Origin of the sequence: Pseudomonas sp. 13159349 (assembly GCF_013305685.1) — a bacterium.
GTDB classification, from domain to species: domain Bacteria; phylum Pseudomonadota; class Gammaproteobacteria; order Pseudomonadales; family Pseudomonadaceae; genus Aquipseudomonas; species Aquipseudomonas asiatica.
In genome coordinates this window covers 3,599,549-3,625,763 of the sequence record NZ_CP045553.1, presented here as the reverse complement: position 1 = coordinate 3,625,763, position 26,215 = coordinate 3,599,549, and the positions used below count along the sequence as shown (strand labels likewise).

Annotated in this window: 20 protein-coding genes and 1 pseudogene; 16 read left to right on the top strand and 5 right to left on the bottom strand. The window is 65.4% G+C overall.

Annotated features, from left to right (window positions below; all coding sequences use genetic code 11):
• Window positions 1–4 precede the first annotated feature (4 nt).
• The 9 genes from GEV38_RS16780 to GEV38_RS16740 all read left to right on the top strand — a co-directional run bounded on the left by GEV38_RS16780 (window position 5) and on the right by GEV38_RS16740 (window position 12,228).
• Window positions 5–2,122 carry an acetate--CoA ligase family protein gene (locus tag GEV38_RS16780; protein WP_054572607.1) on the top strand — a complete coding sequence of 706 codons (2,118 nt, stop codon included), beginning with the start codon at window positions 5–7 and terminating at the stop codon, window positions 2,120–2,122.
• On the top strand, window positions 2,115–3,722 hold the full coding sequence (locus GEV38_RS16775; protein ID WP_054572606.1) for a 5-guanidino-2-oxopentanoate decarboxylase: 1,608 nt from the start codon (window positions 2,115–2,117) through the stop codon (window positions 3,720–3,722). Before GEV38_RS16780 ends, GEV38_RS16775 begins: the two co-directional genes overlap by 8 nt.
• Window positions 3,723–3,756: 34 nt before the next feature.
• Entirely contained in the window at window positions 3,757–4,986 is a 1,230-nt protein-coding gene (gene alr, locus GEV38_RS16770; protein WP_015270766.1) for an alanine racemase, read from the top strand.
• 23 nt (window positions 4,987–5,009) lie between these two features.
• A complete protein-coding gene (locus tag GEV38_RS16765; RefSeq protein ID WP_015270765.1) occupies window positions 5,010–6,200 on the top strand; it encodes a pyridoxal phosphate-dependent aminotransferase in 1,191 nt (396 codons plus the stop codon).
• Complete coding sequence (locus GEV38_RS16760) at window positions 6,193–7,608, top strand: aldehyde dehydrogenase family protein (protein ID WP_054572605.1); 1,416 nt, start codon at window positions 6,193–6,195, stop codon at window positions 7,606–7,608. The genes GEV38_RS16765 and GEV38_RS16760 overlap by 8 nt, the downstream gene beginning before the upstream one ends.
• A gap of 43 nt (window positions 7,609–7,651) precedes the next feature.
• On the top strand, window positions 7,652–8,353 hold the full coding sequence (locus GEV38_RS16755) for an NAD(P)H-dependent oxidoreductase (protein WP_054572609.1): 702 nt from the start codon (window positions 7,652–7,654) through the stop codon (window positions 8,351–8,353).
• Window positions 8,354–8,790: 437 nt separating this feature from the next.
• Window positions 8,791–9,894 (top strand): polyamine ABC transporter substrate-binding protein, encoded by a 1,104-nt coding sequence (locus GEV38_RS16750; RefSeq protein WP_015270762.1) that lies wholly within the window; start codon window positions 8,791–8,793, stop codon window positions 9,892–9,894.
• Window positions 9,895–9,928: 34 nt separating this feature from the next.
• A complete protein-coding gene (locus GEV38_RS16745) occupies window positions 9,929–11,341 on the top strand; it encodes an aminotransferase (protein ID WP_054572603.1) in 1,413 nt (470 codons plus the stop codon).
• A gap of 53 nt (window positions 11,342–11,394) precedes the next feature.
• On the top strand, window positions 11,395–12,228 hold the full coding sequence (locus GEV38_RS16740) for a LuxR C-terminal-related transcriptional regulator (protein WP_224765910.1): 834 nt from the start codon (window positions 11,395–11,397) through the stop codon (window positions 12,226–12,228).
• A gap of 155 nt (window positions 12,229–12,383) precedes the next feature.
• Here the strand turns inward: GEV38_RS16740 and GEV38_RS16735 are convergent, their stop codons facing one another.
• Both GEV38_RS16735 and catR read right to left on the bottom strand, forming a co-directional pair.
• On the bottom strand, window positions 12,384–13,718 hold the full coding sequence (locus GEV38_RS16735; protein WP_054572601.1) for a D-serine ammonia-lyase: 1,335 nt from the start codon (window positions 13,716–13,718) through the stop codon (window positions 12,384–12,386).
• The gene (catR, locus tag GEV38_RS16730; protein WP_015270758.1) at window positions 13,715–14,593 is read right to left on the bottom strand and encodes an HTH-type transcriptional regulator CatR; all 879 of its coding nucleotides are present in this window, start codon (window positions 14,591–14,593) and stop codon (window positions 13,715–13,717) included. The genes GEV38_RS16735 and catR overlap by 4 nt, the downstream gene beginning before the upstream one ends.
• Before the next feature lie 135 nt (window positions 14,594–14,728).
• Between catR and GEV38_RS16725 the strand changes: the two genes are divergently transcribed.
• The 5 genes and pseudogenes from GEV38_RS16725 (at window position 14,729) to GEV38_RS16705 (ending at window position 19,679) form a co-directional block, all read left to right on the top strand.
• Window positions 14,729–15,856: a muconate cycloisomerase family protein gene (locus GEV38_RS16725; RefSeq protein ID WP_054572600.1), complete on the top strand. Its 1,128-nt coding sequence runs from the start codon at window positions 14,729–14,731 to the stop codon at window positions 15,854–15,856.
• Between the two features lie 48 nt (window positions 15,857–15,904).
• The gene (catC, locus tag GEV38_RS16720) at window positions 15,905–16,195 is read left to right on the top strand and encodes a muconolactone Delta-isomerase (protein ID WP_013973066.1); all 291 of its coding nucleotides are present in this window, start codon (window positions 15,905–15,907) and stop codon (window positions 16,193–16,195) included.
• Window positions 16,196–16,369: 174 nt separating this feature from the next.
• Window positions 16,370–16,738, top strand: a pseudogene (locus GEV38_RS16715) (catechol 1,2-dioxygenase); the annotation flags it as partial.
• A gap of 221 nt (window positions 16,739–16,959) precedes the next feature.
• Window positions 16,960–17,454, top strand: coding sequence for a GNAT family N-acetyltransferase (locus tag GEV38_RS16710; RefSeq protein ID WP_015270756.1), 495 nt, complete (start codon window positions 16,960–16,962; stop codon window positions 17,452–17,454).
• Window positions 17,455–17,582: 128 nt separating this feature from the next.
• Window positions 17,583–19,679, top strand: a complete 2,097-nt coding sequence (locus GEV38_RS16705) for a bifunctional diguanylate cyclase/phosphodiesterase (protein ID WP_043935690.1) — start codon at window positions 17,583–17,585, stop codon at window positions 19,677–19,679.
• 136 nt (window positions 19,680–19,815) lie between these two features.
• Here the strand turns inward: GEV38_RS16705 and GEV38_RS16700 are convergent, their stop codons facing one another.
• Window positions 19,816–20,640, bottom strand: coding sequence for an aldo/keto reductase (locus GEV38_RS16700; RefSeq protein ID WP_137137569.1), 825 nt, complete (start codon window positions 20,638–20,640; stop codon window positions 19,816–19,818).
• Between the two features lie 247 nt (window positions 20,641–20,887).
• Between GEV38_RS16700 and GEV38_RS16695 the strand changes: the two genes are divergently transcribed.
• Window positions 20,888–21,766 (top strand): DMT family transporter, encoded by an 879-nt coding sequence (locus GEV38_RS16695; protein ID WP_015270753.1) that lies wholly within the window; start codon window positions 20,888–20,890, stop codon window positions 21,764–21,766.
• 177 nt (window positions 21,767–21,943) lie between these two features.
• Here the strand turns inward: GEV38_RS16695 and GEV38_RS16690 are convergent, their stop codons facing one another.
• The gene (locus tag GEV38_RS16690) at window positions 21,944–22,540 is read right to left on the bottom strand and encodes a hypothetical protein (RefSeq protein ID WP_015270752.1); all 597 of its coding nucleotides are present in this window, start codon (window positions 22,538–22,540) and stop codon (window positions 21,944–21,946) included.
• 98 nt (window positions 22,541–22,638) lie between these two features.
• Window positions 22,639–23,544 carry a LysR family transcriptional regulator gene (locus GEV38_RS16685; RefSeq protein WP_013973059.1) on the bottom strand — a complete coding sequence of 302 codons (906 nt, stop codon included), beginning with the start codon at window positions 23,542–23,544 and terminating at the stop codon, window positions 22,639–22,641.
• Window positions 23,545–23,906: 362 nt separating this feature from the next.
• Between GEV38_RS16685 and katG the strand changes: the two genes are divergently transcribed.
• Window positions 23,907–26,153 carry a catalase/peroxidase HPI gene (gene katG / locus GEV38_RS16680; protein WP_015270751.1) on the top strand — a complete coding sequence of 749 codons (2,247 nt, stop codon included), beginning with the start codon at window positions 23,907–23,909 and terminating at the stop codon, window positions 26,151–26,153.
• Window positions 26,154–26,215 lie beyond the last annotated feature (62 nt).

The following is a 26,215-nucleotide window of genomic DNA, read 5'->3' as shown; positions in this document are numbered from 1 at the left end:
ACCCATGTCGCATTCGATTCGTGACAACCTCAAGCGCCTGCTGGCCCCCCGGCACCTGGCCTTCGTCGGCGGGCGCAGCATGGCGCGGGCGCTCAAGCGCTGCGCCGAAGGTGGCTTTGGCGGCGAGCTGTGGCTGGTCAACCCGCAGCATGACAGCCTCGAAGGTATCCCCTGTGTGGCGCGTGTGGCCGACTTGCCCCATGCCCCGGACGCGGTGTTCATCGCCACCAACCGCGAACTGACCCTGCAGTGCGTTGCCGAGCTGGCCGCACGCGGTGCCGGTGGCGCCATCTGCTATGCCTCGGGCTTTGCCGAAAGCGGCGAAGAGGGCCGCCAGCTGCAGCAGCGCCTGCTCGCCGCCGCCGGCAACATGGCCTTGCTCGGCCCCAACTGCTACGGCCTGCTCGACTACCTGCACGGCGCTGCCCTGTGGCCGGTGGCCCATGGTGGCCAGCAGGTGGAGAAGGGCGTGGCGATCCTCACCCAGAGCGGCAACTTCGCCTACAACCTGTCGATGAGCGACCGCTCGCTGCCGGTGGCCTACATGGCCTCGGTCGGCAACCAGGCGCAACTGGGCGTGGCCGAGCTGATGGACGTGCTGCTCGACGACCCACGGGTAACCGCCATCGGCCTGCACCTGGAAGGCCTGAAGAACGTGCCGGGCTTCGCCCGTGCTGCCTGCAAGGCATTGCAGCAGGGCACGCCGATCATTGCGCTGAAGACCGGCGTGTCGCAGATTGGCGCCGAACTGGCGCTCAGCCACACCAGCTCGCTGTCCGGCTCCGATGCCTTGTACGACAGCCTGTTCCAGCGCCTGGGCGTGATCCGCGTCAGTGGCCCGGTGAGCTTCGTTGAAACCCTCAAGGCCGCCGCCTGTGGGCGCCTGCCGGTGAATGGCGAGCTGATCGCCCTGGCCTGCTCGGGTGGCGATGCCGGCTTGATCGCCGACTATGCCGAGCGCAACCAGCTGGTCCTGCCGAAGCTCGCACAAGGGCAGGTGACGCAGTTGGCCGAGGTGCTGCCGGCCTATGCCAACCTGGTCAACCCGCTGGACTTCACCACGGCCATCTGGGGTGATGCAGCGGCCCTGCAACGCATGCTCGACAGCACCCTGAGCGGCGCAGCCGACGCGGCCATGCTGGTGCTGGACTACCCGGCGGCGTTCACCGGCGAACGCAAGGAATGCGACCTGCTGCTTGCACTGTACTGCGATGCACTGGAACGCCACGGCAAGATCGGCTTCGTCACCTCGGCATTCCCGGAGCTGTTGCCCGCCTGCGCGCGCGAGCGTTTGCACGCGCGTGGCATCGCCGCCCTGCAGGGCGTGGAGGATGGCCTGGCAGCCTGGGGGCGCATCGTCGCCTACCAGCGCAACCGCCAGCGGCTGCTGGAACAGGGTGAGGCCACGCGGGTGCCGCTGTGCCCGCAGGCCCTTGAGGGCGAGGGCCTGCTGCTGGACGAATGGCAATCCAAGCAAGCCCTGCGTGCCTTCGGCCTGCCGGTACCGGCAGGGGTGCTGAGCACACCCGAGCGTGCCGTGGCAGATGCCGCCCGTGTCGGCTACCCGCTCGTTTTGAAGGCGGTCAGCGCGCAACTGCCGCACAAGACCGAAGCCGGTGCGGTGGCGCTGAACCTGCGCGATGCCGCCGCCCTCGAGGTTGCGCTGGTGCAGATGCGCCAGCGTATCGCCGCCTACGCCCCGCAGGTAGCGTTCGACCAGGTGCTGCTCGAACCGATGGCCGAGCCGCCGCTGGCCGAACTGATCGTTGGCATCAAGCGCGAGCATGACTTCGCCCTGGCTCTGGTGATCGGTGCCGGTGGCGTGCTGGTCGAGCTGCTCAAGGACAGTGTCAGCCTGTTGCTGCCGACCACCGACGATGCCATCCGCAGCGCGCTGCTCGGCCTGCGCAGTGCCAGCCTGCTGCAAGGCTTCCGTGGCCGCCCGGCCGCCGACCTCGACGCACTGGTTGCGGCTATCCGCGCGGTGGTCGACTACGCCTGCGAGAACGCCGGGCAACTGCTGGAGCTGGATGTGAACCCATTGATGGTCGGTGCCCACGGCACCATCGCGGTCGACGCGCTGATCCGCCTCGGCAAGGCGCAAGGAGAACGACATGAATAAGCACACCCCGACCGCCGGCCAGGCGTTGGTGCGCCTGCTGGCCAACTACGGCGTGGAAACGGTATTCGGCATCCCCGGCGTGCACACCCTGGAGCTGTACCGAGGCCTGCCGGGCAGCGGCATCCGCCATGTGCTGACCCGCCACGAGCAGGGCGCCGGCTTCATGGCCGACGGCTATGCACGGGTAAGCGGCAAACCGGGGGTGTGCTTCGTCATCACCGGCCCGGGCGTGACCAATGCCGCCACCGCCATCGGCCAGGCCTATGCCGACTCCATCCCGATGCTGGTGATTTCCAGCGTCAACCATACTGCCAGCCTGGGCAAGGGCTGGGGCTGCCTGCACGAAACCCAGGACCAGCGCGCCATGACCGCGCCGATTACCGCGTTCTCCGCCGTGGCCCTGCGCGGCGACGACCTGCCCGAACTGATCGCCCGTGCATGGGCTGTGTTCGACAGCGAACGGCCGCGCCCGGTGCACATCTCGGTGCCGCTGGACGTACTGGCCGCGCCGGTCAGCCGTGACTGGAGCAATGAGGTGGTGCGCCGCCCCGGGCGCGGCCAGCCTTGCCGCGACATCCTTGACCAGGCCGCCGTGAAGCTGGTCGCCGCCAAGCGGCCGATGATCATTGCCGGCGGTGGGGCACTGCACGCGGCCGAGCAGTTGCAGCAGCTGAGCACCCGACTGGCAGCGCCATTGTTCACCAGCGTGGCCGGCAAGGGCCTGCTGCCAGCGGACGCACCAATGAATGCCGGCGCCAGCCTGTGCGTCGAGCCCGGCTGGCAGCTGATCAGCCAGGCCGACGTGGTGCTGGCAGTGGGTACCGAAATGGCCGACACCGACTTCTGGCGCGAGCGCCTGCCGATCAGCGGCGAGCTGCTGCGCGTGGACATCGACCCGCGCAAGTTCAACGACTTCTACCCCTGTGCCATTGCCCTGCACGGCGATGCCCGGCAAACCCTGGCCGGCCTGCTCGAGCACCTGCCAGCGCTGGACCGTGACCCGGCCCAGGCCAGCGAAGCCGTGGCCAACCTGCGCCAGGCCATTCGCAGCGGGCATGCTCCGCTGCAGGCCGTGCACCAGGCAATCCTCGACCGCATTGCCGCCGTGCTGCCCGACGATGCCTTCGTCAGCAGCGACATGACCCAACTGGCCTATACCGGCAACTACGCCTTCGCCAGCCGGGCGCCGCGCAGCTGGCTGCACCCCACCGGCTACGGCACCCTCGGCTATGGCCTGCCGGCCGGCATCGGCGGCATGTTCGCCAGCGACCACCGGCCAGGCCTGGTGCTGGTGGGCGACGGCGGCTTCCTCTACACCGCCCAGGAACTGGCCACGGCAGTCGAAGAACTGGACCGGCCACTGGTCGTGTTGTTATGGAACAATGACGCCCTTGGCCAGATCCGCGACGACATGCTCGGCCTGGACATCGAGCCGGTCGGCGTACTGCCACGCAACCCGGACTTCGTCGGCCTGGCCCGCGCCTTTGGTTGCACGGTGCGCCAGCCGCGTGATCTGGACGCGCTGCAGGCCGATCTGGCCAGCGGTTTCGCCACCCCCGGCGTCACCTTCATCGAACTCAAACACACCTGCGTCTGCTAAGCGGCAGACACAACGAACAACAAGAGAAATCACCATGCAATTCAGCCGTACCCTCCTGGCTGCATCCCTCGCTCTGCTGATCACTGGCCAGGCCCCGCTGTACGCCGCACCGCCCCTGTCGATGGACAACGGCACCGCCGCCCTGACCGCGCAGAACAGCAACGCCTGGGTCGAAATCAGTGCCGGCGCACTGCAACACAACATCCGTACCTTGCAGGCCGAGCTGGGCGGCAAGTCCAAGCTGTGCGCCGTGCTCAAGGCCGACGCCTATGGCCACGGTATCGGCCTGGTCATGCCGTCGATCATCGCCCAGGGCGTGCCTTGCGTGGCGGTAGCCAGCAACGAGGAGGCCCGCGTGGTCCGCGCCAGCGGCTTCACCGGGCAACTGGTGCGGGTACGCCTGGCCAGCCTCGGCGAAGTGGAAGATGCCTTGCAGTACGACATGGAAGAGCTGGTTGGCAGCGCCGAGTTCGCCCGCCAGCTCGATACCATCGCCGAACGCCACGGCAAGACCCTGCGCATTCACATGGCGCTCAATTCCAGCGGCATGAGCCGCAACGGCGTGGAAATGACCACCTGGTCCGGCCGGGGTGAAGCGCTGCAGATCACTGACCAGAAGCACCTCCAGCTGGTCGCGCTGATGACTCACTTCGCCGTGGAAGACAAGGACGATGTGCGCAAAGGCCTGGCAGCGTTCAACGAACAGACCGACTGGCTGATCAAGCACGCGAAACTTGATCGCAGCAAGCTCACCCTGCATGCCGCCAACTCCTTCGCTACGCTGGAAGTGCCGGAAGCGCACCTGGACATGGTGCGTACCGGTGGCGCGCTGTTCGGCGACACCGTGCCGACGCGCACCGAATACCAACGTGTCATGCAGTTCAAGTCGCACGTGGCGGCGGTGCACAGCTACCCGGCAGGCAACACCGTCGGCTACGACCGCACCTTCACCCTGGCGCGTGATTCGCGCCTGGCCAACATCACCGTGGGTTACTCCGATGGCTACCGCCGGGTGTTCACCAACAAGGGCCATGTGCTGATCAACGGCCACCGAGTGCCCGTGGTGGGCAAGGTGTCGATGAACACCTTGATGGTCGATGTCACCGACTTCCCCGATGTGAAGGGGGGCAACGAAGTGGTGCTGTTCGGCAAACAGGCCGGGGGGGAGATCACCCAGGCCGAGATAGAAGAAATCAACGGCGCGTTGCTCGCCGACCTCTACACCGTATGGGGCAGTTCCAACCCGAAGATTCTCGTCGACTGAACTGCCAATGAAGGGAGATTGCCATGCGCTACGCCAAGCTCACTCAACGCATCGCCGGCGACGGGGCTGCGGCCTGGGACATCCACTATCGCGCCCTGGCGCTGCAGGCCGAGGGTAGGGATATCCTGCTGCTTTCGGTGGGTGACCCGGACTTCGACACCCCCGCGCCGATCGTCGAGGCGGCCATCGACAGCCTGCGTTCGGGCCACACCCATTACGCCGATGTGCGCGGCAAGCTGGCGCTGCGCCAGGCCATCGCCAACCGCCACCGCCAGCGCAGCGGCCAGGCCGTCGATGCCGACCAGGTGACGGTGCTGGCGGGGGCCCAGTGCGCGTTGTACTGCGTGGCCCAGTGCGTGCTCGACCCGGGTGACGAGGTAATTGTCGCCGAGCCCATGTACGTGACCTACGAGGCGGTGTTCGGGGCTTGTGGCGCCAAGGTGGTGCCGGTGCCGGTCAAGCCGGAGAACGGCTTTCGCGTGTGCCCGCGTGACGTGGCCGCGCGCATCACCCCGCGCACCCGCGCCCTGGCCCTGAACAGCCCGCACAACCCCTCGGGGGCGAGCCTGCCGCGCGCCACCTGGGAGGCGCTGGCCGAGCTGTGCATCGCCCACGATCTGTGGTTGATCTCTGACGAGGTGTATAGCGAGCTGTTGTACGACGGCGAGCATGTCAGCCCTGGCAGCCTGCCGGGCATGGCCGAGCGCACCGCCACCCTCAACAGCCTGTCGAAGTCGCATGCCATGACCGGTTGGCGGGTGGGCTGGGTGGTCGGTTCGACCGAACTTGCCACCCATCTGGAAAACCTCGCCCTGTGCATGCTGTACGGTTCGCCGGACTTCATCCAGGACGCCGCCGTGGTGGCACTGGAGCAGCAGCTGCCGGAACTGGATGTCATGCGCGAAGCCTATCGCCAGCGTCGCGACCTGGTGTGCGAGCAGTTGGCCGACTGCCCGGGCATCAAGGTGCTCAAGCCCGATGGCGGCATGTTCGTGATGGTCGACATCCGCGAGACCGGCCTCAGCGCCCAGGCCTTCGCCGATCGCCTGCTCGACAGCCAGGGTGTGTCGGTGCTCGCTGGCGAAGCCTTCGGCCCCAGCGCTGCCGGGCATATCCGCCTGGGCCTGGTATTGGGTGACGAGGCCTTGGCCGACGCTTGCCGGCGCATCGCCCGCTGCGCCGCCGCACTGATGCAGGGGCAGGCCCATGCGTGAATATGCGCGGCTGTACATCGACGGCGCCTGGCAGGTACCGAGCGGGCAGGGCATGGCCGAGGTGATCGACCCGGCCACCGAACAGGCCATCGGCCGGGTGCCGCTGGGCGCCGAGGCCGATGTCGAACGGGCGGTGATGGCTGCGCGGCGGGCCTTCGATGGCTGGTCGCGCACGCCGTCCAGCGTGCGTGCCGGGTTCATAACGGCGCTGGCCGCACAGCTGAAGAGCCGCGCGGCGGAAATGGCCTCGGTCATCACCGACGAGTTGGGCATGCCGGTGCAGTGGTGCCAGGCGGTACAGGTGGAGGGCCCGATTGCCGGGCTGGAGCAGTACGCCGAACTGGCCGGGCTGATGGATGAGGTGCGCGAAGTCGGCAACTCGCTGGTGTACCGCGAAGCCGTTGGCGTGTGCGCGTTCATCAACCCGTGGAACTACCCGCTGCACCAGATGATCGGCAAGCTGGCGCCGGCCCTGGCCGCCGGCTGCACGGTGGTGGTCAAGCCCAGCCAGGAAACACCGCTGCATGCATTCCTGCTGGCCGAGATGATCGAGGCCATCGGCCTGCCGGCCGGGGTGTTCAACCTGGTCAGCGGGCCGGGGGCCAAGGTTGGCGAGGCCCTGGCCCGGCACCCGCAGGTGGACATGGTGTCGTTTACCGGCTCCACCGGCGCCGGGGTGCGCGTGGCCCAGGCGGCCGCGCCGACGGTGAAGCGGGTGTGCCTGGAGCTGGGCGGCAAGTCGCCGCTGCTGATCACCGCCGACGCCGACCTGCACGCGGCGGTGCGCCATGGCGTGCAGGACGTGATGATCAACTCAGGGCAGACCTGCACGGCCCTGACCCGCATGCTGCTGCCGGCCAGCCGCTACGCCGAGGCGCTGGAGATTGCCGAGGCCGAGACCCGTTCGCTGGTCATGGGCGACCCGCGTGACCCGGCCAGCTTCCTCGGGCCGATGTGTTCGGCAGGCCAGCGGCGCACCGTGCTCGACTACATTCGCCTGGGCCAGGAAGAGGGCGCGCGCCTGCTGTGCGGCGGTGATACGCCGGCCGGCTTCGAGCGCGGCTTCTACGTGGCGCCGACCTTGTTCGCCGATGTCGACAACCGCATGCGCATCGCCCAGGAGGAAATCTTCGGCCCGGTGCTGTGCCTGATCCCCTATGCCGACGAGGCCCAGGCGCTGGCCCTGGCCAACGATTCGCCGTTCGGCCTGTCCAGTGCGGTGTGGGCCGGTAGCCGTGAGCACGGCCTGGCCCTGGCGCGGCAGATACGCGCCGGGCAGTGCTTCATCAACGGTGGCGGGTTCAACTACCAGGCACCGTTCGGTGGCTACAAGCAGTCGGGCAACGGGCGTGAGTGGGGTGAGGAGGGCCTTGCGGAGTTCGTCGAGGTGAAAGCGGTGCAGTGCTGAGCCACAGCTGGAAGACAACCTGTTTTGTGTGAGGAGAATGTTTGTGAATGTACTGATCGTCCACGCTCACCCCGAGCCGCAATCGTTCACTGCTGCCCTGCGTGACCAGGCCGTGGAAACCTTCCGCGCCCAGGGCCACCAGGTGCAGGTCAGCGACCTGTACGCCATGGGCTGGAACCCGGTGGCCAGCGCCGATGACTTCAGCCAGCGCGAGAACCCCGAGTACCTGGTGTATGCCCTGGAGCAGCGCCAAGGGGTCAAGCGTGGCGCCATTGCCGCGGATATCCGGCAGGAGCTGGACAAGCTGCTGTGGGCCGACTTGCTGGTGCTGAACTTCCCGATCTTCTGGTTCTCGGCGCCGGCCATGCTCAAGGGCTGGATCGACCGGGTGCTGGTGTCGGGGGTGTGCTATGGCGGCAAGCGCTTCTACGACCAGGGCGGTTTGGCGGGCAAGAAAGCGCTGGTGACCGTGACCCTGGGCGGGCGTGAGCACATGTTTGGCGACCGGGCGATTCATGGGCCGCTGGAAGACATGCTGCGGCCGATCTTGCGCGGCACCCTGGCCTACGTGGGGTTCGAGGTGTTGCCGCCGTTCGTGGCCTGGCATGTGCCGTACATCAGTGACGAGGCGCGGCAGGCGTTCTTGCAGCAGTACCGGCAGCGTCTGGAGCAGCTCTCGGACGACCAGCCACTGGTGTTCCCGCGCCTGGAGCAGTTTGATGAGGCGCTTTACCCGCTGGCGTGATTGACTGTTCTGGCCCAATCGCCGGCAAGCCAGCTCTCATAGAACAACACATGACTCATTGGTTCGGCGAGGTTCTGTAGGAGCAGCCTTGTGCTGCGAAGAGGCCGGGGCTGACAAAGCCTGTCTATTGGCTGTACCGGCCTCTTCGCAGCACAAGGCTGCTCCTACAAAGGACGCGTCAGACGAGCGATATTGGTTCTCTGCGCGAAAGCGCAGCCCAAAGGGCTGGGCAATCTCCCACAGGGAAATCACAGGGCTTCAGGACTGTGGAGGACCTGTGGGAGCTGGCTTGCCGGCGATTGAGCCTGTGGCCTTCATACAAAATTCACCGGCAAAAAAAGCGACCACCCACACATTCGGGGTATGTCCCCCTTCGGCAAATCCCTCGATAGTGCCCCCATCGGCTCGATCCCGAGCACTCACACGATGGAGTTGCCATGCGCAAGGTACTGAAGGTGATTGGCGGTCTGCTGCTGGCGTCTGGCGCCAGCCTGGCCCAGGCGGCAGAGGTGGACAGCGGTAACACGTTGCGGTTGTACAACTGGACCGACTATATCGGCGAAACCACCCTGGCCGACTTCGAGAAGGCCACCGGCATCAAGGTCATCTACGACACCTTCGACGGCTACGAAACGGTGCAGACCAAACTGCTCACCGGCCGCTCCGGCTACGACCTGGTCATGCTCAACGCTTCCCTGGTCCCCCCGCTGATCAGCGCCGGGGTGTTCCAGGCGCTGGACAAGCGGCAACTGCCCAGTTGGCACAACCTCGACCAGCAGGTGGTGAACAACCTGCAAGGCTACGACCCCGGCCTGAAATACTCGGCGCCCTATACCTGGGGCAGCTCGGGGGTGACCTACAACGTCGACAAGATCACCGCGCGCATGCCCGATGCCCCCATCGGCTCGCTGGCCATGCTGTTCGACCCCAGGATCGTCTCGCGCTTCGCCGACTGTGGCGTCACCCTGATGGACGCGCCGACCGAAGTCATCCCGCTGGCCCTGCAGTACCTGGGCAAGGACCCACGCAGCGCATCACCGGCCGACCTCAAGGCGGCCGAACAACTGCTGCTGGGCATTCGCCCGTACATTCGCAAGTTCGATTCGGTCAACTACCTCACCAGCCTGCCCAACGGCGATGTCTGCCTGGCCCTGACCTGGTCCGGCGACTACGCCACCGCCCAGGCCCGCGCGGTGGAAGCGAAGAAGGACATCAAGCTGTCGTTCTTCATCCCCCAGGAAGGCTCGCTGATCTGGTTCGACAACCTGTACATCCCCAAGGATGCGCCGCACGCGGCCAATGCCCACCGCTTCATCGAGTTCCTGCTGCAGCCGCAGACCATGGCCAAGGTCACCGACTACATCCACTACGCCAACAGCAACGCCGCCGCCACGGCGCTGGTGCGCGACGAGATCCGCCAGGACCCGGCCATCTACCCCGACGCGCAAACCCGCGAGCGCCTGTTCGCGCAGAAAACCCAGAGCCCGAAGGACATGCGCGCCATCACCCGGGTCTGGAGCACGGTCAAGACCGGTTTCTGAACACTGCCCAACGATCACTGCCAAGGAGCTGCCCATGGCCACCCCAAGCAAAGCATTCGCCATTGCCCACGACCCGCTGGTGGAAGCCGACAAGGCCCACTACATGCACGGCTACCACGTGTTCGACGAGCACCGCGAGCAAGGCGCGCTGAACATCGTTGCCGGCGAGGGCGCCTACATCCGCGATACCCACGGCAACCGCTTCCTCGATGCAGTCGGCGGCATGTGGTGCACCAACATTGGCCTGGGCCGCGAGGAAATGGCCCTGGCCATCGCCGACCAGGTACGCCAGCTGGCCTATTCCAACCCGTTCTCCGACATGGCCAACGGCGTGGCCATCGAGCTGTGCCAGAAGCTTGCGCAGCTGGCGCCGGGTGACCTGAACCATGTGTTCCTCACCACTGGCGGCTCGACCGCGGTCGACACTGCCTACCGGCTGATCCAGTACTACCAGAACTGCCGTGGCAAGCCGCACAAGAAGCACATCATCGCCCGCTACAACGCCTACCACGGCTCCACCACGCTGACCATGTCGATCGGCAACAAGGCCGCTGACCGGGTGCCGGAGTTCGATTATCACCACGACCTGATCCACCATGTGTCCAACCCCAACCCGTACCGCGCCCCGCACGACATGGACGAGGCCGAGTTCCTCGACTTCCTGGTGGCCGAGTTCGAGGACAAGATCCTTTCGCTGGGGGCCGACAACGTGGCGGCGTTCTTCGCCGAGCCGATCATGGGCTCGGGCGGGGTGATCATTCCGCCCACGGGCTACTTCCAGCGCATGTGGCAGCTGTGCCAGACCTACGACATCCTGTTCGTCGCCGACGAAGTGGTGACCTCGTTCGGGCGCCTGGGCACCTTCTTCGCCAGCGAGGAACTGTTCGGCGTAACCCCCGACATCATCACTACCGCCAAGGGCCTGACCTCGGCCTACCTGCCGCTGGGGGCGTGCATCTTCTCCGAGCGCATCTGGCAGGTGATCGCCGAGCCGGGCAAGGGCCGCTGCTTCACCCACGGCTTCACCTACAGCGGCCACCCGGTGTGCTGCACTGCGGCGCTGAAGAACATCGAGATCATCGAGCGCGAGCATTTGCTGGAGCACGTCAAGGACGTTGGCGGCTACCTGGAACAGCGCCTGCAAAGCCTGCGCGAGCTGCCGCTGGTGGGGGATGTGCGCTGCATGAAGCTGATGGCCTGTGTCGAGTTCGTTGCCGACAAGGCCAGCAAGGCCCTGTTCGCCGACGAGGTGAACATCGGCGAACGCATCCACAGCAAGGCCCAGGCCAAAGGGCTGCTGGTGCGGCCGATCATGCACCTGAACGTGATGTCGCCGCCGTTGATCATTACCCATGCGCAAGTGGACGAGATTGTCGAAACCCTGCGCCAGTGCATCATCGAAACCGCGCGCGAACTCACGGCGCTTGGCCTGTACCACGGCCGATGAACCTGGCGCAAAGGGCTGTGCGCGGGCGTGCCTGGCAGGCTAGACTGCCGGGCATGACCCAGGCCTCTCCCGACACCCCGCTTACCCTTTCACTGGGCGCGCTGCAGCAGTGGCATGCGGCGCTGCAGCGCGCACTGGCCCACAGCGAAACGCCCGAGGCGCTGGCGCATGTGGCGGCCGCCATCGGCCAGTTGGTGCAGGTGGAATCGATGATGATCAGCCTCGAGTGCCAGGGGCGGGCACCGCAATTGCTGTACCAGCAAGGCATCCCCGACCTGCACCGCGCCGCCGTGCTGGAGCGCTACTTCACTGCCGGCTACCTGCTCGACCCGTTCTGCCTGGCCGTGCAGAGCGGCCTGGCCGAGGGCTTCTACCATCTGCAGGAAATCGCCCCGGACAACTTCTTCGACAGCGACTACTACAAGGCCTATTACCTGGGTACCGGTTGCAGTGAAGACAGCTACTACATCGCCGACCTCAGCGCTGGGCGCAAATTGTCACTGAGCCTGTTCCAGGGTTGCAGCGGTACGCGGCTGAGTACGGGGCAGATCGACCTGCTGCGTGCGCTGGAGCCGATGGTACGTGAACTGCTGGGGCGCTACGCCCGGCACCATCTGGAGCCCGGCCCCGCTTCGGCGGAGCGTGGTAGCCTGCAGGCGGCGTTCGACAGTTTCGGCTGCCAGGTGCTGACCGACCGTGAGCGGGAGGTGGCGCACATGATCTTGCGTGGGCATTCGGTGAAGTCCACCGCGCTGGAGCTGGGCATCTCGCCGGAAACCGTGCGCATGCACCGCAAGAACCTGTACCTGAAGCTGGAGATCAACTCGCAGTCGGAGTTGTTTGCGCGGTTTATCGACTGGCTGCGCGGTGATTGCTTGGAAATCTAGAGGCTAACGCGGTCCTCTGTGGGAGCGGGCGTGCCCGCGAACACGGGCGAAGCCCGTGCCATCCCCCGCGTCGCCTGCTTCGCGGGCATGCCCGCTCCCACAGGTAAAGTGGGAACTGAAAGCCAGCTCAGTACCTATGGGAGCTCCAGAAATCCTCAGCCCCTCCCTTTGGCCAGATAGGCCGCAAACTCTGCCTCCGGCACCATGCTGCCACCGGTCCCCCAGACCAAATGCGTGGCCCTTTGCATGCGCCCGGCCGACAGGCCCATGCGCGCCAGGTACTCAGGCGCTTCAAGCACCCTGACCATGCCCGGCATCCCCGCCATCGCCGAAGGCTCCAGCCGCGCATTCTCCTGGTCATGGGCCAATACCAACAGCCGGTACAGCGCCTCGTCGCTGACTGTGTAATAGCCATCGAGCAAACGCTGCATCGCCTTGCCGACAAAGCCGGAAGGGCGGCCCACCGCCAGGCCGTCGGCGGCGGTCAGGTTGTCGATGCCGAAATCCTGCACGCTGGTGGCGTCATGCAAACCGCTATACACCCCCAGGAACATGCACGGTGAGTGGGTGGGCTCGGCGAAGATGCAGTGCACATGGTCGCCCCAGATCAGTTTCAGGCCGAACGCCACGCCACCGGGGCCACCGCCGACCCCACAGGGCAGGTAGACGAACAAGGGGTGCTCGGCATCTACCTTGATGCCCGCGGCTTCGAACTGGGCGGCCAGCCGCTCGGCCGCCACTGCATAGCCGAGGAACAGGTGTGGCGAGTTCTCGTCGTCGACGAAGTAGCAGCCCGGGTCCGCCGCCGCCTGCTGGCGCCCTTGCTCCACCGCCACGCTGTAGTCGCTTTCGTACTCGACCACGTTCACGCCATGGGCGCGCAGCTTGTCCTTCTTCCACTGGCGGGCATCGGCCGACATGTGCACGGTGGCCTGGAAGCCAAGCCTGGCGCTCATGATGCCGATCGACAGGCCGAGGTTGCCGGTCGAGCCGACCGCAACCTTGTACTGGCTGAAGAATTGCCGGGCCTGGTCGCTGGCCAGTTCCCGGTAATCGCTGTCGAGGCTGATCAGGCCGGCTGCCAGGGCAAGGTCTTCGGCATGCTTGAGCACTTCATGAATGCCGCCGCGGGCCTTGATCGAGCCAGAGATCGGCAGCTCGCTGTCGGCCTTGAGCCAAAGTGAACCGCTGGCAGGCAGGCCCGCTGCCTGCAGCAAGGTGGCGTGCAGGGTGGGCAGCGGGCGCAGTGGCGACTCGATGATGCCGCCGGTGGCAGCGGTATCCGGGAACACGCTGGCCAGGTAGGGGGCAAAGCGTGCCAGGCGGGCACTGGCAGCACTGACATCGGCGGCGCTCAAACCGACGTCGGCCAGGGCCTGGGCGGCAGGGGCAATGTGCGGGTTGAACCAACGGGTTTCGCGCAGGGCCACCAGGTCGTCGATCAGGGGGTGGGAGCTGCACCATGCTTGCAGTGTCTTGCCGTGAATCATGCTGTTTTTTCCTGTTGTGCAATCAATGTCAGGCAGCGCTGCACGATCGGGCTCACATCGCCCTTGCGTCGGCTGAGGATGATCGGGCTGACGGCGCCGTTGTCGTGCAGGCTTACATATTCGATATCGGTGCGGTGCTGCTGTTGCACCGACGCCGGCACCAGGGTCACGCCTACGCCGACGGCCACCAGACCGATGGCGGTCTGCAGTTCGTTGGCCCATTGGCTGACGCGGATGCTCATGCCGTGGTGGGCGAACAGTGCCAGCACATGGTCGGCATAGCTGGGCCGCGGGTTGGCCGGGTAGAGGATGAACGCCTCGCCAGCCAGCTGGGCAAGTGTAAGCGGGCTGCTCGCCAGCGGGTGACCCTTGGGCAATACCGCCACCAGCGGGTCCTCGCACAGCACTTGCTGGTGAATGGCCGGGTCATCGATGCGAATGCGCCCGAAGGCGATGTCGATGCGCCCGCTTTTCAGCGCCTCCACCTGCTGCAGCGTGGTCATCTCGTTGAGGCCCAGTTCCAGCTCGCTGTCCTGGCGCAGCTCGCGGATCAGCTCCGGCAGCACCTTGTACAGGGTCGACGGGGCGAAGCCGATCCCCAGCCACTGGCGCTGGCCCTGGCCGATGCGACGGGTGTTGTCGCTGATGTTCTGCAGCTGCTGCAGCACGGTACAGCTCTGTTCGTAGAAGAAGCGACCCGCCTCCGTCAGCCGCAGCGGGCGCTCGCGCACTACCAGCAAGGTACCGAGCTGGTCCTCGAGTTGGCTGATCTGCCGGCTCAGCGGCGGCTGGGCAATGTGCAGAAGCTCAGCGGCGCGAGTGAAGTTCAGGGTTTCGGCCAGGACCTTGAAGTAACGCAAGTGGCGCAGCTCCATCAGACCTCCAGGGTATGGTGGGAGATTCATTCGATATTGGACGGCTATCAGGGTCTCGCGCAATCCTTGAACAAGCAAGTAAATGCACCACTCGGGCCTGCGGCTGGCAGCCCGAAACAACGGGACCTGGCAACAATGACAAGCGTGCTGATTGAACGTATCGAGGCAATTATCGTCGACCTGCCGACCATTCGCCCGCACAAGCTGGCGATGCACACCATGCAGCAGCAGACCCTTGTGGTATTGCGTGTTCGCTGCAGTGATGGCGTGGAAGGCATCGGCGAGGCCACCACCATCGGCGGCCTGGCCTATGGCTACGAAAGCCCGGAGGGCATCAAGGCCAACATCGATGCGCACCTGGCGCCGGCGCTGGTTGGCTTGCCGGCTGACAACATCAACGCCGCCATGCTCAAGCTGGACAAGCTGGCCAAGGGCAATACCTTCGCCAAGTCGGGTATCGAAAGCGCCTTGCTCGATGCCCAGGGCAAACGCCTGGGCCTGCCGGTCAGCGAACTGCTGGGTGGCCGCGTGCGCGACAGCCTGGAAGTGGCCTGGACCTTGGCCAGCGGCGATACCGCCCGCGACATCGCCGAAGCCCAGCACATGCTGGAGATTCGTCGGCATCGGGTGTTCAAGCTGAAGATCGGCGCCAACCCGTTGGCCCAGGACCTCAAGCACGTGGTGGCGATCAAGCGCGAGCTGGGCGACAGCGCCAGCGTGCGGGTCGACGTCAACCAGTACTGGGACGAATCCCAGGCCATCCGTGCCTGCCAGGTGCTTGGCGAAAACGGCATCGACCTGATCGAGCAACCGATTTCGCGTATCAACCGCAGCGGCCAGGTGCGCCTGAACCAGCGCAGCCCGGCACCGATCATGGCCGACGAGTCGATCGAAAGCGTCGAGGACGCCTTCAGCCTGGCTGCCGACGGCGCGGCCAGCATCTTCGCCCTGAAAATAGCCAAGAACGGCGGCCCGCGTGCCGTACTGCGTACCGCGCAAATCGCCGAGGCTGCCGGCATCGTCTTGTATGGCGGGACCATGCTCGAAGGCTCGATCGGCACCCTGGCTTCGGCTCATGCCTTCCTGACCCTGCGCCAGCTCACCTGGGGCACCGAGCTGTTCGGGCCGCTGCTGCTGACCGAAGAAATCGTCAACGAGCCGCCGCAATACCGCGACTTCCAGCTGCACATTCCACGCACCCCAGGCCTGGGCCTGACCCTGGACGAACAGCGCCTGGCGCGTTTCGCCCGTGTTCGCGGGTAAACCCGCTCCCACAGTGTTCGCGCCAAATCAGAGAAAGGAGAAACCAGCATGCTGTTCCACGTGAAGATGACCGTGAAACTGCCGGTCGACATGGACCCGGCCAAGGCCGCCCGGCTCAAGGCCGACGAAAAGGAACTGGCCCAGCGTCTGCAGCGCGAAGGCACCTGGCGCCACCTGTGGCGCATTGCCGGGCACTACGCCAACTACAGCGTGTTCGATGTACCCAGCGTCGAGGCGCTGCACGACACCCTGATGCAGCTGCCGCTGTTCCCGTACATGGACATCGAAGTCGACGGCCTGTGCCGGCACCCCTCGTCGATTCACAGCGACGACCGCTGAGTCGCACCTGTCTACCTGACAAGAACAAGATGAGGCAAGCACGATGACCGTGAAAATTTCCCACACTGCCGATGTTCAGGCGTTCTTCAAGGAAGTGGCCGGCCTGGGCCATGCCGAAGGCAACCCACGATTCAAGCAGATCATCCTGCGTGTGCTGCAGGACACTGCACGCCTGGTTCCATCGTGCCGTCGGGGTACGGTTGCGATCCGCAGGGACCAACCCAGGAATGCCTGGACCTGCTCGGCCGTCACGGCCAGCGCCCGGCGCATGTGCACTTCTTCATCTCTGCGCCCGGGCACCGGCACCTGACCACGCAGATAAACCTGGCCGGCGACAAGTACTTGTGGGATGACTTTGCCTATGCCACCCGTGACGGGCTGGTCGGCGAGCTGCGCTTTGTCGAGGATGCTGCGGCAGCGCGTGCTCGCGGCGTAGAGGGTGAGCGCTTTGCCGAGCTGGCGTTCGACTTCCATCTACAGGCGGCCAAGGCGCCAGACGCCGAGGCACGCAGCCACCGCTCGCGCGCGTTGCAAAACAGTTGAGCCCTGAAGGTATCCCTGTGGGAGCGGGCGTGCCCGCGAAGCAGGCACCGCGGTGTATGGCACCGGCTTTGCCGGTGTTCGCGGGCATGCCCGCTCCCACAGGGGCTCCTACCAATCGATGACTGGTTTTTGCCTGGGCCTTTCCGTGCGGGGAGGGCCTGGGCTTTTTGCTGCCAGGGGCGGTTGATCTAGAATCCGCCTTTTTACCCGAGCCCCTCACCATGCTGCCCATCGAACTGTTGGCAACCACTGCCGACCAGGCCCCGCTGATTCGCAACCTCTATCAGTTCTACGCCTACGAGTCCTCGGACTGGGAGCAGGAAGACGTCGAAGTGGACGGCCGCTTCTATATCCATGACGAGCACCTGCAACGTTACTGGGGGGCCGATGGCTGGGGCGCGTACCTGGTGCTGGCAGACGGTTTCATCGCCGGTTTCGTGCTGGTCGAACGCAGCGAGCTGCCGGGCATCGACGCGTTCGAACTGGCTGACCTGTTCATCCTGAAAAAGTACCGCCGACAGGGCATCGGCCGGGCGGTGGCATTGCAACTGCTGGGCGGCGAGGGCGACTGGCTGATGCGCTGTTACGCACAGGACATGCCTGCCGTGGCCTTCTGCAATGCCGTGCTGGCCGAGCTGTCGCGCCCGGCGCAGCCCATAGCCCTGGATGACGAACCGGGCTTGCTCAATTTTCTGGTCACGGGCGCCCGCCATTGAGGGGGTTGCCAGCCTTCGTTCGCTAATTGAAGGGATCGTGGCTTTTTGTGAGCTACTTCACAAAGTCGTCGTCGAAGGCATAATGCCACCAATCCTTTTCATGCCTTTCGAAGGCCCAGGTAAAGTTCATGTCGCTAGTCGCAAGCCCCGACATCATGTACCGGCTGTTGATCCAGAGCGTGGTGGACTATGCCTTCTACCTGCTCACCCCCGAAGGTATCGTCGCCAACTGGAACCCCGGCGCCCAGCGCGCCAAGGGCTACCTGGCCGAGGAAATCGTCGGCAAGCACTACTCGTTGTTCTACACCGATGCCGAGCGCGCCGCCGGGCTGCCGGCGCTGAACCTTGAGCAGGCCCGCAGCACCGGGCGCTTCGAAGAGATCGGTTCGCGCCTGCGCAAGGACGGCACGGTCTTCCATGCCCATGTGGTGATCGACGCGGTGTACGACGATGCCGGGCAACTGGTGGGTTTTGCCAAGGTAACCCGCGACATTTCCGAGCGTCACCGGCAAGAGCTGGAACTGCTGCAGGCCAAGGAGCTGGCCGAGCAGTACAGCCAGGAAATGGCCAAGCTGTCGCAGTTCCTTGATTCGGTGATTGCCAACATCCCCGCCAGCGTCATTGTCCAGGACCTGGAGAGCCAGCGCATCCTGCTGGCCAACCAGCAGGCCGAACGCCTGTTCGGCGGGCCGCAGCGCAGCATGATCGGGCAGTTGCCCGGCGAGTGCCTGGCACCGGGCGTTGCCGGTTACCTGGAACAGCAACTGGCCCGTGGCGCCCGCAGCACCAAGGGGCATGCTGCCGAAACCCGGGTCGACACGGCCTGTGGCCCGCGCACCCTGCGCAGCCGCACCTTGCTCAGCCAGAACCGTGAAGGCCAGGCCGACTATGTGTTGTTCGTTGCCGAAGATGCCACCGAAGAGCTGGCCGCCCACGCGCAGATCCACCACATGGCGCACCACGATGCGTTGACCGGGCTGCCCAACCGCACCCTGTTCAACGAACGCCTGCGCCAGGCCCTGGTGCGTGACAGCGAGCACGCCAAGCTGACCGCTGCACTGTGCCTGGACCTGGACAACTTCAAGAACATCAACGATTCGCTGGGCCACGCCTTTGGCGACAAGCTGCTGCGCGCGCTGGGCAAGCGCCTGCGCCGCGAACTGCGCGAGCACGACACCCTGGCCCGCCTGGGCGGCGACGAGTTTGCGGTGGTGCTGACCGGCCTGGAAGGCCGGGAGGCCGCATGCAACACTGCGCAGCGCCTGATCAACGCGATCTGCCCACCGTTCCAGATCGAGGGGCACCAGTTCACGGTGGGGGTGAGCATCGGCATTGCCATTGCGCCGGAAGACAGCGACCAGGCCGAGCAACTGCTGGGCTACGCCGACATGGCGCTGTACGAGGCCAAGCGCAACGGTCGCAACCGCTACGAGTGCTTCAGCGTCGAACTGGACGTCGCCGCCCGCCAGCGCCGCCTGGTGGAAACCGACCTGCGCACTGCGCTGCACCTGGGCCAGTTGCAGCTGCACTACCAGCCGGTGGTCGACCAGCAGACCAGCAGCGTTACCGGCTATGAGGCGTTGCTGCGCTGGGAGCACCCGACCCGTGGCATGGTCATGCCCATGGACTTCATCCCCATCGCCGAGGAAACCGGGCTGATCCACGAACTGGGCAACCGGGCGCTGAACCTGGCCTGCCAGGAGGCGGCCAGCTGGGACAGCGAGCAGACGGTGTCGGTCAACCTGTCGGCGGTGCAGTTCAAGAATGCCAACCTGGTGCACACCGTGGCCCTGGCGCTGGCCGACTCCGGCCTGCCGCCACAGCGGTTGGAACTGGAGGTCACCGAGTCGGTGCTGCTGGGCAACAGCGAGGAAAACGTGCGTACCCTGCGTGCACTGAAGGACCTGGGCGTGTCCATTTCGCTGGACGATTTCGGCACCGGGTACTCCTCGCTGGGTTACCTGCGTTCGTTCCCGTTCGACCGGATCAAGATCGACAAGTCGTTCGTGCATGACATGTGTGACAGCCGCGAGGCGATGTCGATCATTCGCGCCATTACCGACCTGTCCAACAGCCTGATGATCAAGACCACGGCCGAGGGGGTTGAGTCGGAGGAGCAGATGCGCCGGTTGGTGGCGGAGGGTTGCTCGCACTTCCAGGGTTACCTGTATGGGCGACCGGCACCGGCGAACGAGCGGTTGAAGCAGGTCGTGACGCTGGCATAGTGCCCGTTGGCCTGCCGCGGTCTCCTGTAGGAGCGGCCTTGTGTCGCGACAGGGCCGCAAAGCGGCCCCGGCGATATCAGCGGCGCAGCTGAAAATGTGGGGCCGCTGCGCGCCCCTTCGCGACACAAGGCCGCTCCTAGAGGTTCCAGTCCGGCGCAAACGGCGGGCTCACCACCCGCTGGTCCTTCGGCAACCCGGCGATCGCCGCGCGGTCCTCGTCATCCAGTTGCACGTTCGACGCCGCCAGGTTGGCCAGCTGGTTCTCGCGGCTGCCGGCCTTGGGGATCACCGCCACGCCGTCCTGGTCCAGCAACCACTTCAGCGCCACCTGGCTGGGCAGTACGCCATGCTTGCGGGCGATCGCCTGGATCACCGGCTGAGCCGCCGCCTGCCCACGGGCCAGCGGGGTGTAGGCGGTGAGCAGCAGGTCGTGGCGGCGGGCGTAGTCCAGCAGCGGTTGCTGGCCGAGCAGCACGTGGTATTCCACCTGGATCGCCGACAATGGCGCGCCCAGGGTTTCCACCACCTGGCGCAGCAGCCCCAGCGGGAAGTTGGCCACGCCGATGCTGCGCGCCTTGCCCTCGTCACGCAGGGCCACCAGGGTTTCGATGCTGTGGGCCAGGTCCCAGTCCTGGCTGGGCCAGTGGATGTGGAACAGGTCGACCTGCTCGGTACCCAGGGCGCGCAGGCTGTCCTCCAGTGACTGGCGCATGGCCTTGGGCGCCAGGCGATCCCACCATACCTTGGTGGTCAGGTGAATCTGCTCGCGCGGTACATCGCTTTCGCGCAGTGCCTGGCCGACGGCGGCTTCGTTGTCATAGGCAGTGGCAGTGTCTATGTGCCGGTAACCCAATTCAAGCGCCTGGCGCACGGCCTGGGTGCACTCGCTGCCGGTCATTGGCCAGGTGCCCAGGCCGATCGCGGGCAGGGCCAGGCCGTTACGGGTGGTGAGCCTTTGCATGTAAATTCCTTGTAGGGTGTGCAGGGTTCGCATTCGATGGTCGACGATCAGCACGGTACGGGCCATGCGCGTGGGGCGGAAAGTGGTCGATCAGCGAACAGAAATTGCAGTCGGCCTTGGCTGGCGGCGATTGAACTTCCTTATTCTTCGGCATCTCTTCTAAAATTCGAGCTGTTGCATCCGCCAGGCAAGGCCTGCGCGGCCTTCACTGGGCGCCGCATCCAGCCGCGCCGTCATCGAGAGTGCCATGAGTTCCAGCACACCGCTGTCCGGAGTCAACCAACCCCTGCGCGGCATCGCCCTGGTGGTGGTGGCGACGTTCCTGTTCGCCAGTCACGATGCCCTGTCCAAGTTCCTGGGCGGCCTGTACCCGATCATCATGGTGGTGTGGGCGCGGTATGTGGTGCACACGCTGCTGATGGCCGGGATCTTCCTCCCCAAGGCCGGCCTCAACGTGCTGCGCACTCGCCGCCCTCTGTTGCAGACGTTACGCGCCCTGAGCCTGCTGAGTACCAGCCTGCTGTTCACCACCGGCCTGCAGTACCTGCCACTGGCCGAGGCCACGGCGGTCAACTTCCTTGCCCCGGTGCTGGTCACTGCGCTGTCGGCGCCACTGCTGAAGGAGCGGGTGACGGTGGGGCAGTGGGTGGCGGTGGTGATGGGCTTCATCGGCGTGCTGGTGGTGGTGCACCCGGGCGGTGCGATGTTTACCCCGGCCATCCTGTATCCGTTTGGATCGGCGCTGGGCTTCTGCTTCTATCAGTTGCTGACGCGCATCCTGGCCGCGCACGACAGCCCGACCACCAGCAATTTCTATGCGGGGTTGTGCAACACCCTGGCGATGAGTGCGTTGGTGCCGTTCTTCTGGGAGATGCCGCGTTGGGACCATGCGCTGCTGATGCTGGCGCTGGGGGGCTTTGGCATGACGGCGCACCTGCTGCTGACTCAGGCCTTCCGCCATGCGGCACCTGCCTTGCTGGCGCCATTCAGCTATTGCCAGATCGTGTTCGCCGGGTTGCTTGGGTTGGTTGTCTACAGCCAGGTGCCGGACACCCTGAGCCTGGTGGGCATCTCGGTGATCTGCCTCAGCGGGCTGGGGGCGGCGTGGATGCAGCGGGGTAAGTAGAAGCTTTACCGCGGTTATTACAGCTACAGCACCGACCTGTAGGAGCAGCCTTGTGCTGCGAAAGGGCCGGTGTGGCAGAAGAAATTCTGTGGCGGTACTGGCCTCTTCGCAGCACAAGGCTGCTCCTACAGGCCGGTGCTGTGCCCGAGCATTTGCGCTATATCAGTGAAGGGGGCCTCAAACGCGACCCTTCAACAGCGCCTGCAACGAATCGTCAAAGTCCCGCAGCGCATCCGCCTGCACCGCCCGCTCATCCTCGACCACCCTCGCCACATCGCCCAGACTCTTGCTTGCCCGTCCCTCAGCGCGGCCGATATAGGTCAGCTGGTCATCGAAAAAGCGCGCTACTACCCTGCTTTCGATATCCGCACTGGCCAAACGGCTTTCGGTGTCCAGCAGCACGATCACGTCCGGGTGGTCGCCCAGCAGTGTGTCCAGGTCGTCATAGAAAGTCACTTCGGCAAACTGCTGCGCCAGTGACCGCGCCAGCCAGTCATACGCCTGGCTTTCGCTGCCCAGGGTCGCAACAGGGACACGTTGGCCATGGGCCGGTGCGCCTGCCTGGGTGCGATGGCTGCCGAGGTATTCGAGGGTCGCTTCGGCATCACGCCCCAGCAGTACCGCCACCCGTTGGCCAGGGGCCAGGGCGACACTGGAAATTGCCGTGGCCGAATAGAAGTGCCCGTAAGGCTGCGTGTCGGTAGCTGCCGGGCTGGCACAACCGCCAAGGGCGGCCAACAAGGCGAGCAGGGCAGCGATCATGCCGGTTTTCATGGGAGCCTCATCAATCGGTGTATGCCGCCATCTTCCGCCCGGGCTGACCGCAGGGGAACTTGATGGCATTCATGGTGGCTATCGATGAGGTCGATGCATCACTGCGTGGCCATGAACTGCAGGATGCGCTCGCGCAGCCAGCGCTCGGCCGGGTCATTGTCCTGGGCACCGCTCCAGACCATCGACAGTTCGGCCTCGGTGATGTCGAACGGCGCCGGGTCGGCGCGCAGGCTGCCGTCGTCGGCCAGGGCGCAGGCGGCATAGTCTGGCACCGTGGCGATCAGCTCGGTGTTGCGCAGCAGGGCGCGCAGGCTGCCGAATTGCGGCACCGCCAGCACCACCTTGCGGCAGCGGCCGATGCGTGCCAGGTCAAGGTCGATATTGCCGCTCATGTCACCGGAGAACGACACCATCACATGCGGGCGGGCGCAGTATTCGTCGAGGGTCAGCGGGCCCGGGCGGTCATCGGCGCGCAGCACCCGCACGCCGATGTTGCGCAGCTTGCGGCGCTTGGCGGTGGCCGGCAGGTCCGTGGTGTAGCTCACGCCCACCGAAATTTCGCCGCTGGCCAGCAGCCCCGGCATCAGCAGGAAGTTGGCCCGGCGCACCACCACACTGATATTCGGGGCCTCTTCGCGCAGCGCCTGCAGCAGGGCCGGGAACAGGCCGAATTCGGCATCGTCCGACAGGCCCAGGCGGAACACGTTGCAGCTGTTGACCGGGTCGAACTCGCGGGCGCGGCTGATGGCGGCGGAAATCACATCCATGGCCGGCCCCAGCTCGGCGAAGATCTGCATGGCCCGTGGCGTGGGCTCCATGGCCCGGCCGTTGCGGATCAGCAGCGGGTCGTCGAACAGCTCACGCAGGCGGGCGAGGGCGGCGCTGACGGTGGACTGGGTAATGAACAGCTTTTCGCCGACCCGGGTCAGGTTGCGTTCGATCATCAGGGCTTCGAACAGTACCAGCAGGTTCATGTCGACGCGGCGCAGGTCGTTGCGATTCATGAGGGTACGGGTTCCGGGTTGGAAGGGTTGGCGTTGTATTGGAGCATGCGGACAGCTTGGTTGCCTTGTATGGATGTGCCGGCCTGTTCGCGGGCACGAACCTGACAGAGCCAAGCTATCGCCCCTCAATAGGCACTCTATTAGAACTCTGCCCAAGCTCGGCTAGTCTTTCCCCTGGCCCCGCGAATTCTGCCAGCGGGCGGCATGTCAGCACCTTTGTGCAAGACCACGCCAACCCCGTCATGACAGCTTCGCAAGCCCCGTGTAGACCTGATGAGGGGTAGCACGAGCCCACGCGCTCGGCTGAAAGAACACCTGGCATAGACCGGAAATCTGGATAACCGACCCAAAGGTACCCGCAGATGTCGAACGAATCGAAATGCCCGTTCCATCAAACCGCAGGTGGCGGCACCACCAACCGTGACTGGTGGCCTGACCAGCTCAACCTGAGAATTCTTCATCAACATTCCTCCAAATCCGACCCGATGGACCCGGATTTCGATTATGCCAAGGCGTTCAAGAGCCTCGACTTCCAGGCGCTGAAGAAAGACCTGACCGCCTTGATGACCGACTCCCAGGACTGGTGGCCCGCCGACTTCGGCCATTATGGCCCGTTGTTCATTCGCATGGCCTGGCACAGCGCTGGTACCTACCGTATTGGCGATGGCCGGGGTGGTGCAGGCTCTGGCCAGCAGCGCTTCGCCCCGCTCAACAGTTGGCCGGACAACGTCAGCCTGGACAAGGCCCGGCGGCTACTGTGGCCGATCAAGCAGAAGTACGGCAACAAGATTTCCTGGGCCGACCTGATCGTGCTCACCGGCAACGTCGCCCTCGAGTCCATGGGCTTCAAGACCTTCGGCTTCTCTGGCGGGCGTGCCGATGTGTGGGAGCCGGACGAAGATGTGTACTGGGGCTCGGAAAAGGTCTGGCTGGGCGGTGACACCCGCTACGGCAAGGCCCAGCCGCCCGGCAAGGGCGACCTGGTGGCGGAGCCGGCCAAGCGCCCCGAGGAGCAGGGCCGTACCCTGGAGGGCGAGCGCAACCTGGAAAACCCGCTGGCCGCCGTGCAGATGGGCCTGATCTATGTGAACCCGGAAGGCCCGGAAGGCAACCCCGACCCGGTAGCCTCGGGCAAGGACATCCGTGACACCTTCGGCCGCATGGCCATGAACGATGAAGAAACCGTGGCGCTGATCGCCGGTGGCCACGCCTTTGGCAAGACCCACGGTGCCGGCCCTGCCGACAACGTCGGCCCCGAGCCGGAAGCAGCAGGCCTGGAGCTGCAGGGGTTGGGCTGGGCCAACAAGTTCGGCAGCGGCAAGGGTGGCGATACCATCACCAGCGGCCTGGAAGTGACCTGGACTTCGACCCCCACCCGATGGAGCAACGAATACCTCAACAATCTGTTCAACTTCGACTGGGAACTGACCAAGAGCCCGGCTGGTGCCCACCAGTGGCGGCCGAAGGAGGGCAAGGGGGCAGGCACCGTGCCGGATGCCCATGACCCGGCCAAGCGCCACGCGCCTTCCATGCTCACCTCCGACCTTGCGCTGCGTTTCGACCCGATCTACGAGCCGATCGCCCGCCGCTTCAAGGATAACCCTGACCAGCTGGCGGACGCCTTCGCCCGCGCCTGGTACAAGTTGATCCACCGCGACATGGGCCCATTGGCGCGCTATCTGGGCCCGGAAATGCCCAACGAAGAGCTGCTGTGGCAAGACCCACTGCCAAAAGTCGATCACCCGCTGGTAGGCGAGCAGGACATTGCCGCGCTCAAGGCCAAGGTGCTGGCGGCGGGCCTGAGCGTTGGCGAGCTGGTGGCCACTGCCTGGGCAGCCGCGTCGACCTTCCGCGGTTCGGACAAGCGTGGCGGGGCCAATGGTGGCCGCCTGCGCCTGGCGCCGCAGAAGGATTGGGCGGCGAACCAGGGCACAGGCAAGGTGCTGGCGGCGCTGGAGAAAATCCAGGCCGAGTTCAATGCCGGTGGCAAGAAAATCTCCCTGGCCGACCTGATCGTTCTGGCCGGTGGCGCCGCAGTGGAAAAGGCTGCCAAGGACGCCGGGCACAACGTCAGCGTGGCGTTCCGCCCTGGGCGTGTCGATGCCTCCCAGGCGCAGACCGACGTCGAGTCGTTCGCCGTGCTGGAACCGCTGGCCGATGGCTTCCGTAACTTCACCAAGGCCCGCTACAGCGTCAAGGCCGAGAAACTGCTGCTGGACAAGGCCCAATTGCTGACCCTGACCGCGCCGGAACTGACCGTGCTGATCGGTGGCCTGCGTGTGCTCGGCGCCAACCATGGCGGCAGCCAACAGGGCGTGTTCACCGACAAGGTCGGTACCCTGAGCAACGACTTCTTCCGCAACTTGCTGGACATGGGCGTTGAGTGGAAGCCGACCTCGGCGGATAACGAAACCTTCGAAGGGCGTGATCGCAAGACCGGCCAGGTGAAGTGGACCGGTAGCCGGGTTGACCTGGTGTTCGGCTCCCATGCCCAGTTGCGGGCATTGAGCGAGGTGTACGGCAGCAGTGATGGCCGGGACAAGTTCGTGCGGGACTTTGTCGCGGCCTGGGAAAAGGTCATGGAGCTGGATCGCTTTGACCTGAAATAGCTTTGTCAGAAATGGGGGCGCTTTGCGCCCCTATCGCGACACAAGGCCGCTCCCACAGGTTC

Excerpts from the sequence above, each read along its gene's own strand:
- GEV38_RS16750 (WP_015270762.1), top strand. The coding sequence starts at position 8,791 with ATGCGCAAGGTACTGAAGGTGATTGGCGGTCTGCTGCTGGCGTCTGGC.
- GEV38_RS16705 (WP_043935690.1), top strand. The coding sequence starts at position 17,583 with ATGTCGCTAGTCGCAAGCCCCGACATCATGTACCGGCTGTTGATCCAG.
- GEV38_RS16745 (WP_054572603.1), top strand. The coding sequence starts at position 9,929 with ATGGCCACCCCAAGCAAAGCATTCGCCATTGCCCACGACCCGCTGGTG.
- GEV38_RS16765 (WP_015270765.1), top strand. The coding sequence starts at position 5,010 with ATGCGCTACGCCAAGCTCACTCAACGCATCGCCGGCGACGGGGCTGCG.
- alr (WP_015270766.1), top strand. The coding sequence starts at position 3,757 with ATGCAATTCAGCCGTACCCTCCTGGCTGCATCCCTCGCTCTGCTGATC.
- GEV38_RS16740 (WP_224765910.1), top strand. The coding sequence starts at position 11,395 with ATGACCCAGGCCTCTCCCGACACCCCGCTTACCCTTTCACTGGGCGCG.
- GEV38_RS16690 (WP_015270752.1), bottom strand. The coding sequence starts at position 22,540 with ATGAAAACCGGCATGATCGCTGCCCTGCTCGCCTTGTTGGCCGCCCTT.
- catR (WP_015270758.1), bottom strand. The coding sequence starts at position 14,593 with ATGGAGCTGCGCCACTTGCGTTACTTCAAGGTCCTGGCCGAAACCCTG.
- GEV38_RS16700 (WP_137137569.1), bottom strand. The coding sequence starts at position 20,640 with ATGCAAAGGCTCACCACCCGTAACGGCCTGGCCCTGCCCGCGATCGGC.
- GEV38_RS16725 (WP_054572600.1), top strand. The coding sequence starts at position 14,729 with ATGACAAGCGTGCTGATTGAACGTATCGAGGCAATTATCGTCGACCTG.
- GEV38_RS16695 (WP_015270753.1), top strand. The coding sequence starts at position 20,888 with ATGAGTTCCAGCACACCGCTGTCCGGAGTCAACCAACCCCTGCGCGGC.
- GEV38_RS16710 (WP_015270756.1), top strand. The coding sequence starts at position 16,960 with ATGCTGCCCATCGAACTGTTGGCAACCACTGCCGACCAGGCCCCGCTG.
- GEV38_RS16735 (WP_054572601.1), bottom strand. The coding sequence starts at position 13,718 with ATGATTCACGGCAAGACACTGCAAGCATGGTGCAGCTCCCACCCCCTG.
- GEV38_RS16685 (WP_013973059.1), bottom strand. The coding sequence starts at position 23,544 with ATGAATCGCAACGACCTGCGCCGCGTCGACATGAACCTGCTGGTACTG.
- catC (WP_013973066.1), top strand. The coding sequence starts at position 15,905 with ATGCTGTTCCACGTGAAGATGACCGTGAAACTGCCGGTCGACATGGAC.
- katG (WP_015270751.1), top strand. The coding sequence starts at position 23,907 with ATGTCGAACGAATCGAAATGCCCGTTCCATCAAACCGCAGGTGGCGGC.
- GEV38_RS16775 (WP_054572606.1), top strand. The coding sequence starts at position 2,115 with ATGAATAAGCACACCCCGACCGCCGGCCAGGCGTTGGTGCGCCTGCTG.
- GEV38_RS16760 (WP_054572605.1), top strand. The coding sequence starts at position 6,193 with ATGCGTGAATATGCGCGGCTGTACATCGACGGCGCCTGGCAGGTACCG.
- GEV38_RS16780 (WP_054572607.1), top strand. The coding sequence starts at position 5 with ATGTCGCATTCGATTCGTGACAACCTCAAGCGCCTGCTGGCCCCCCGG.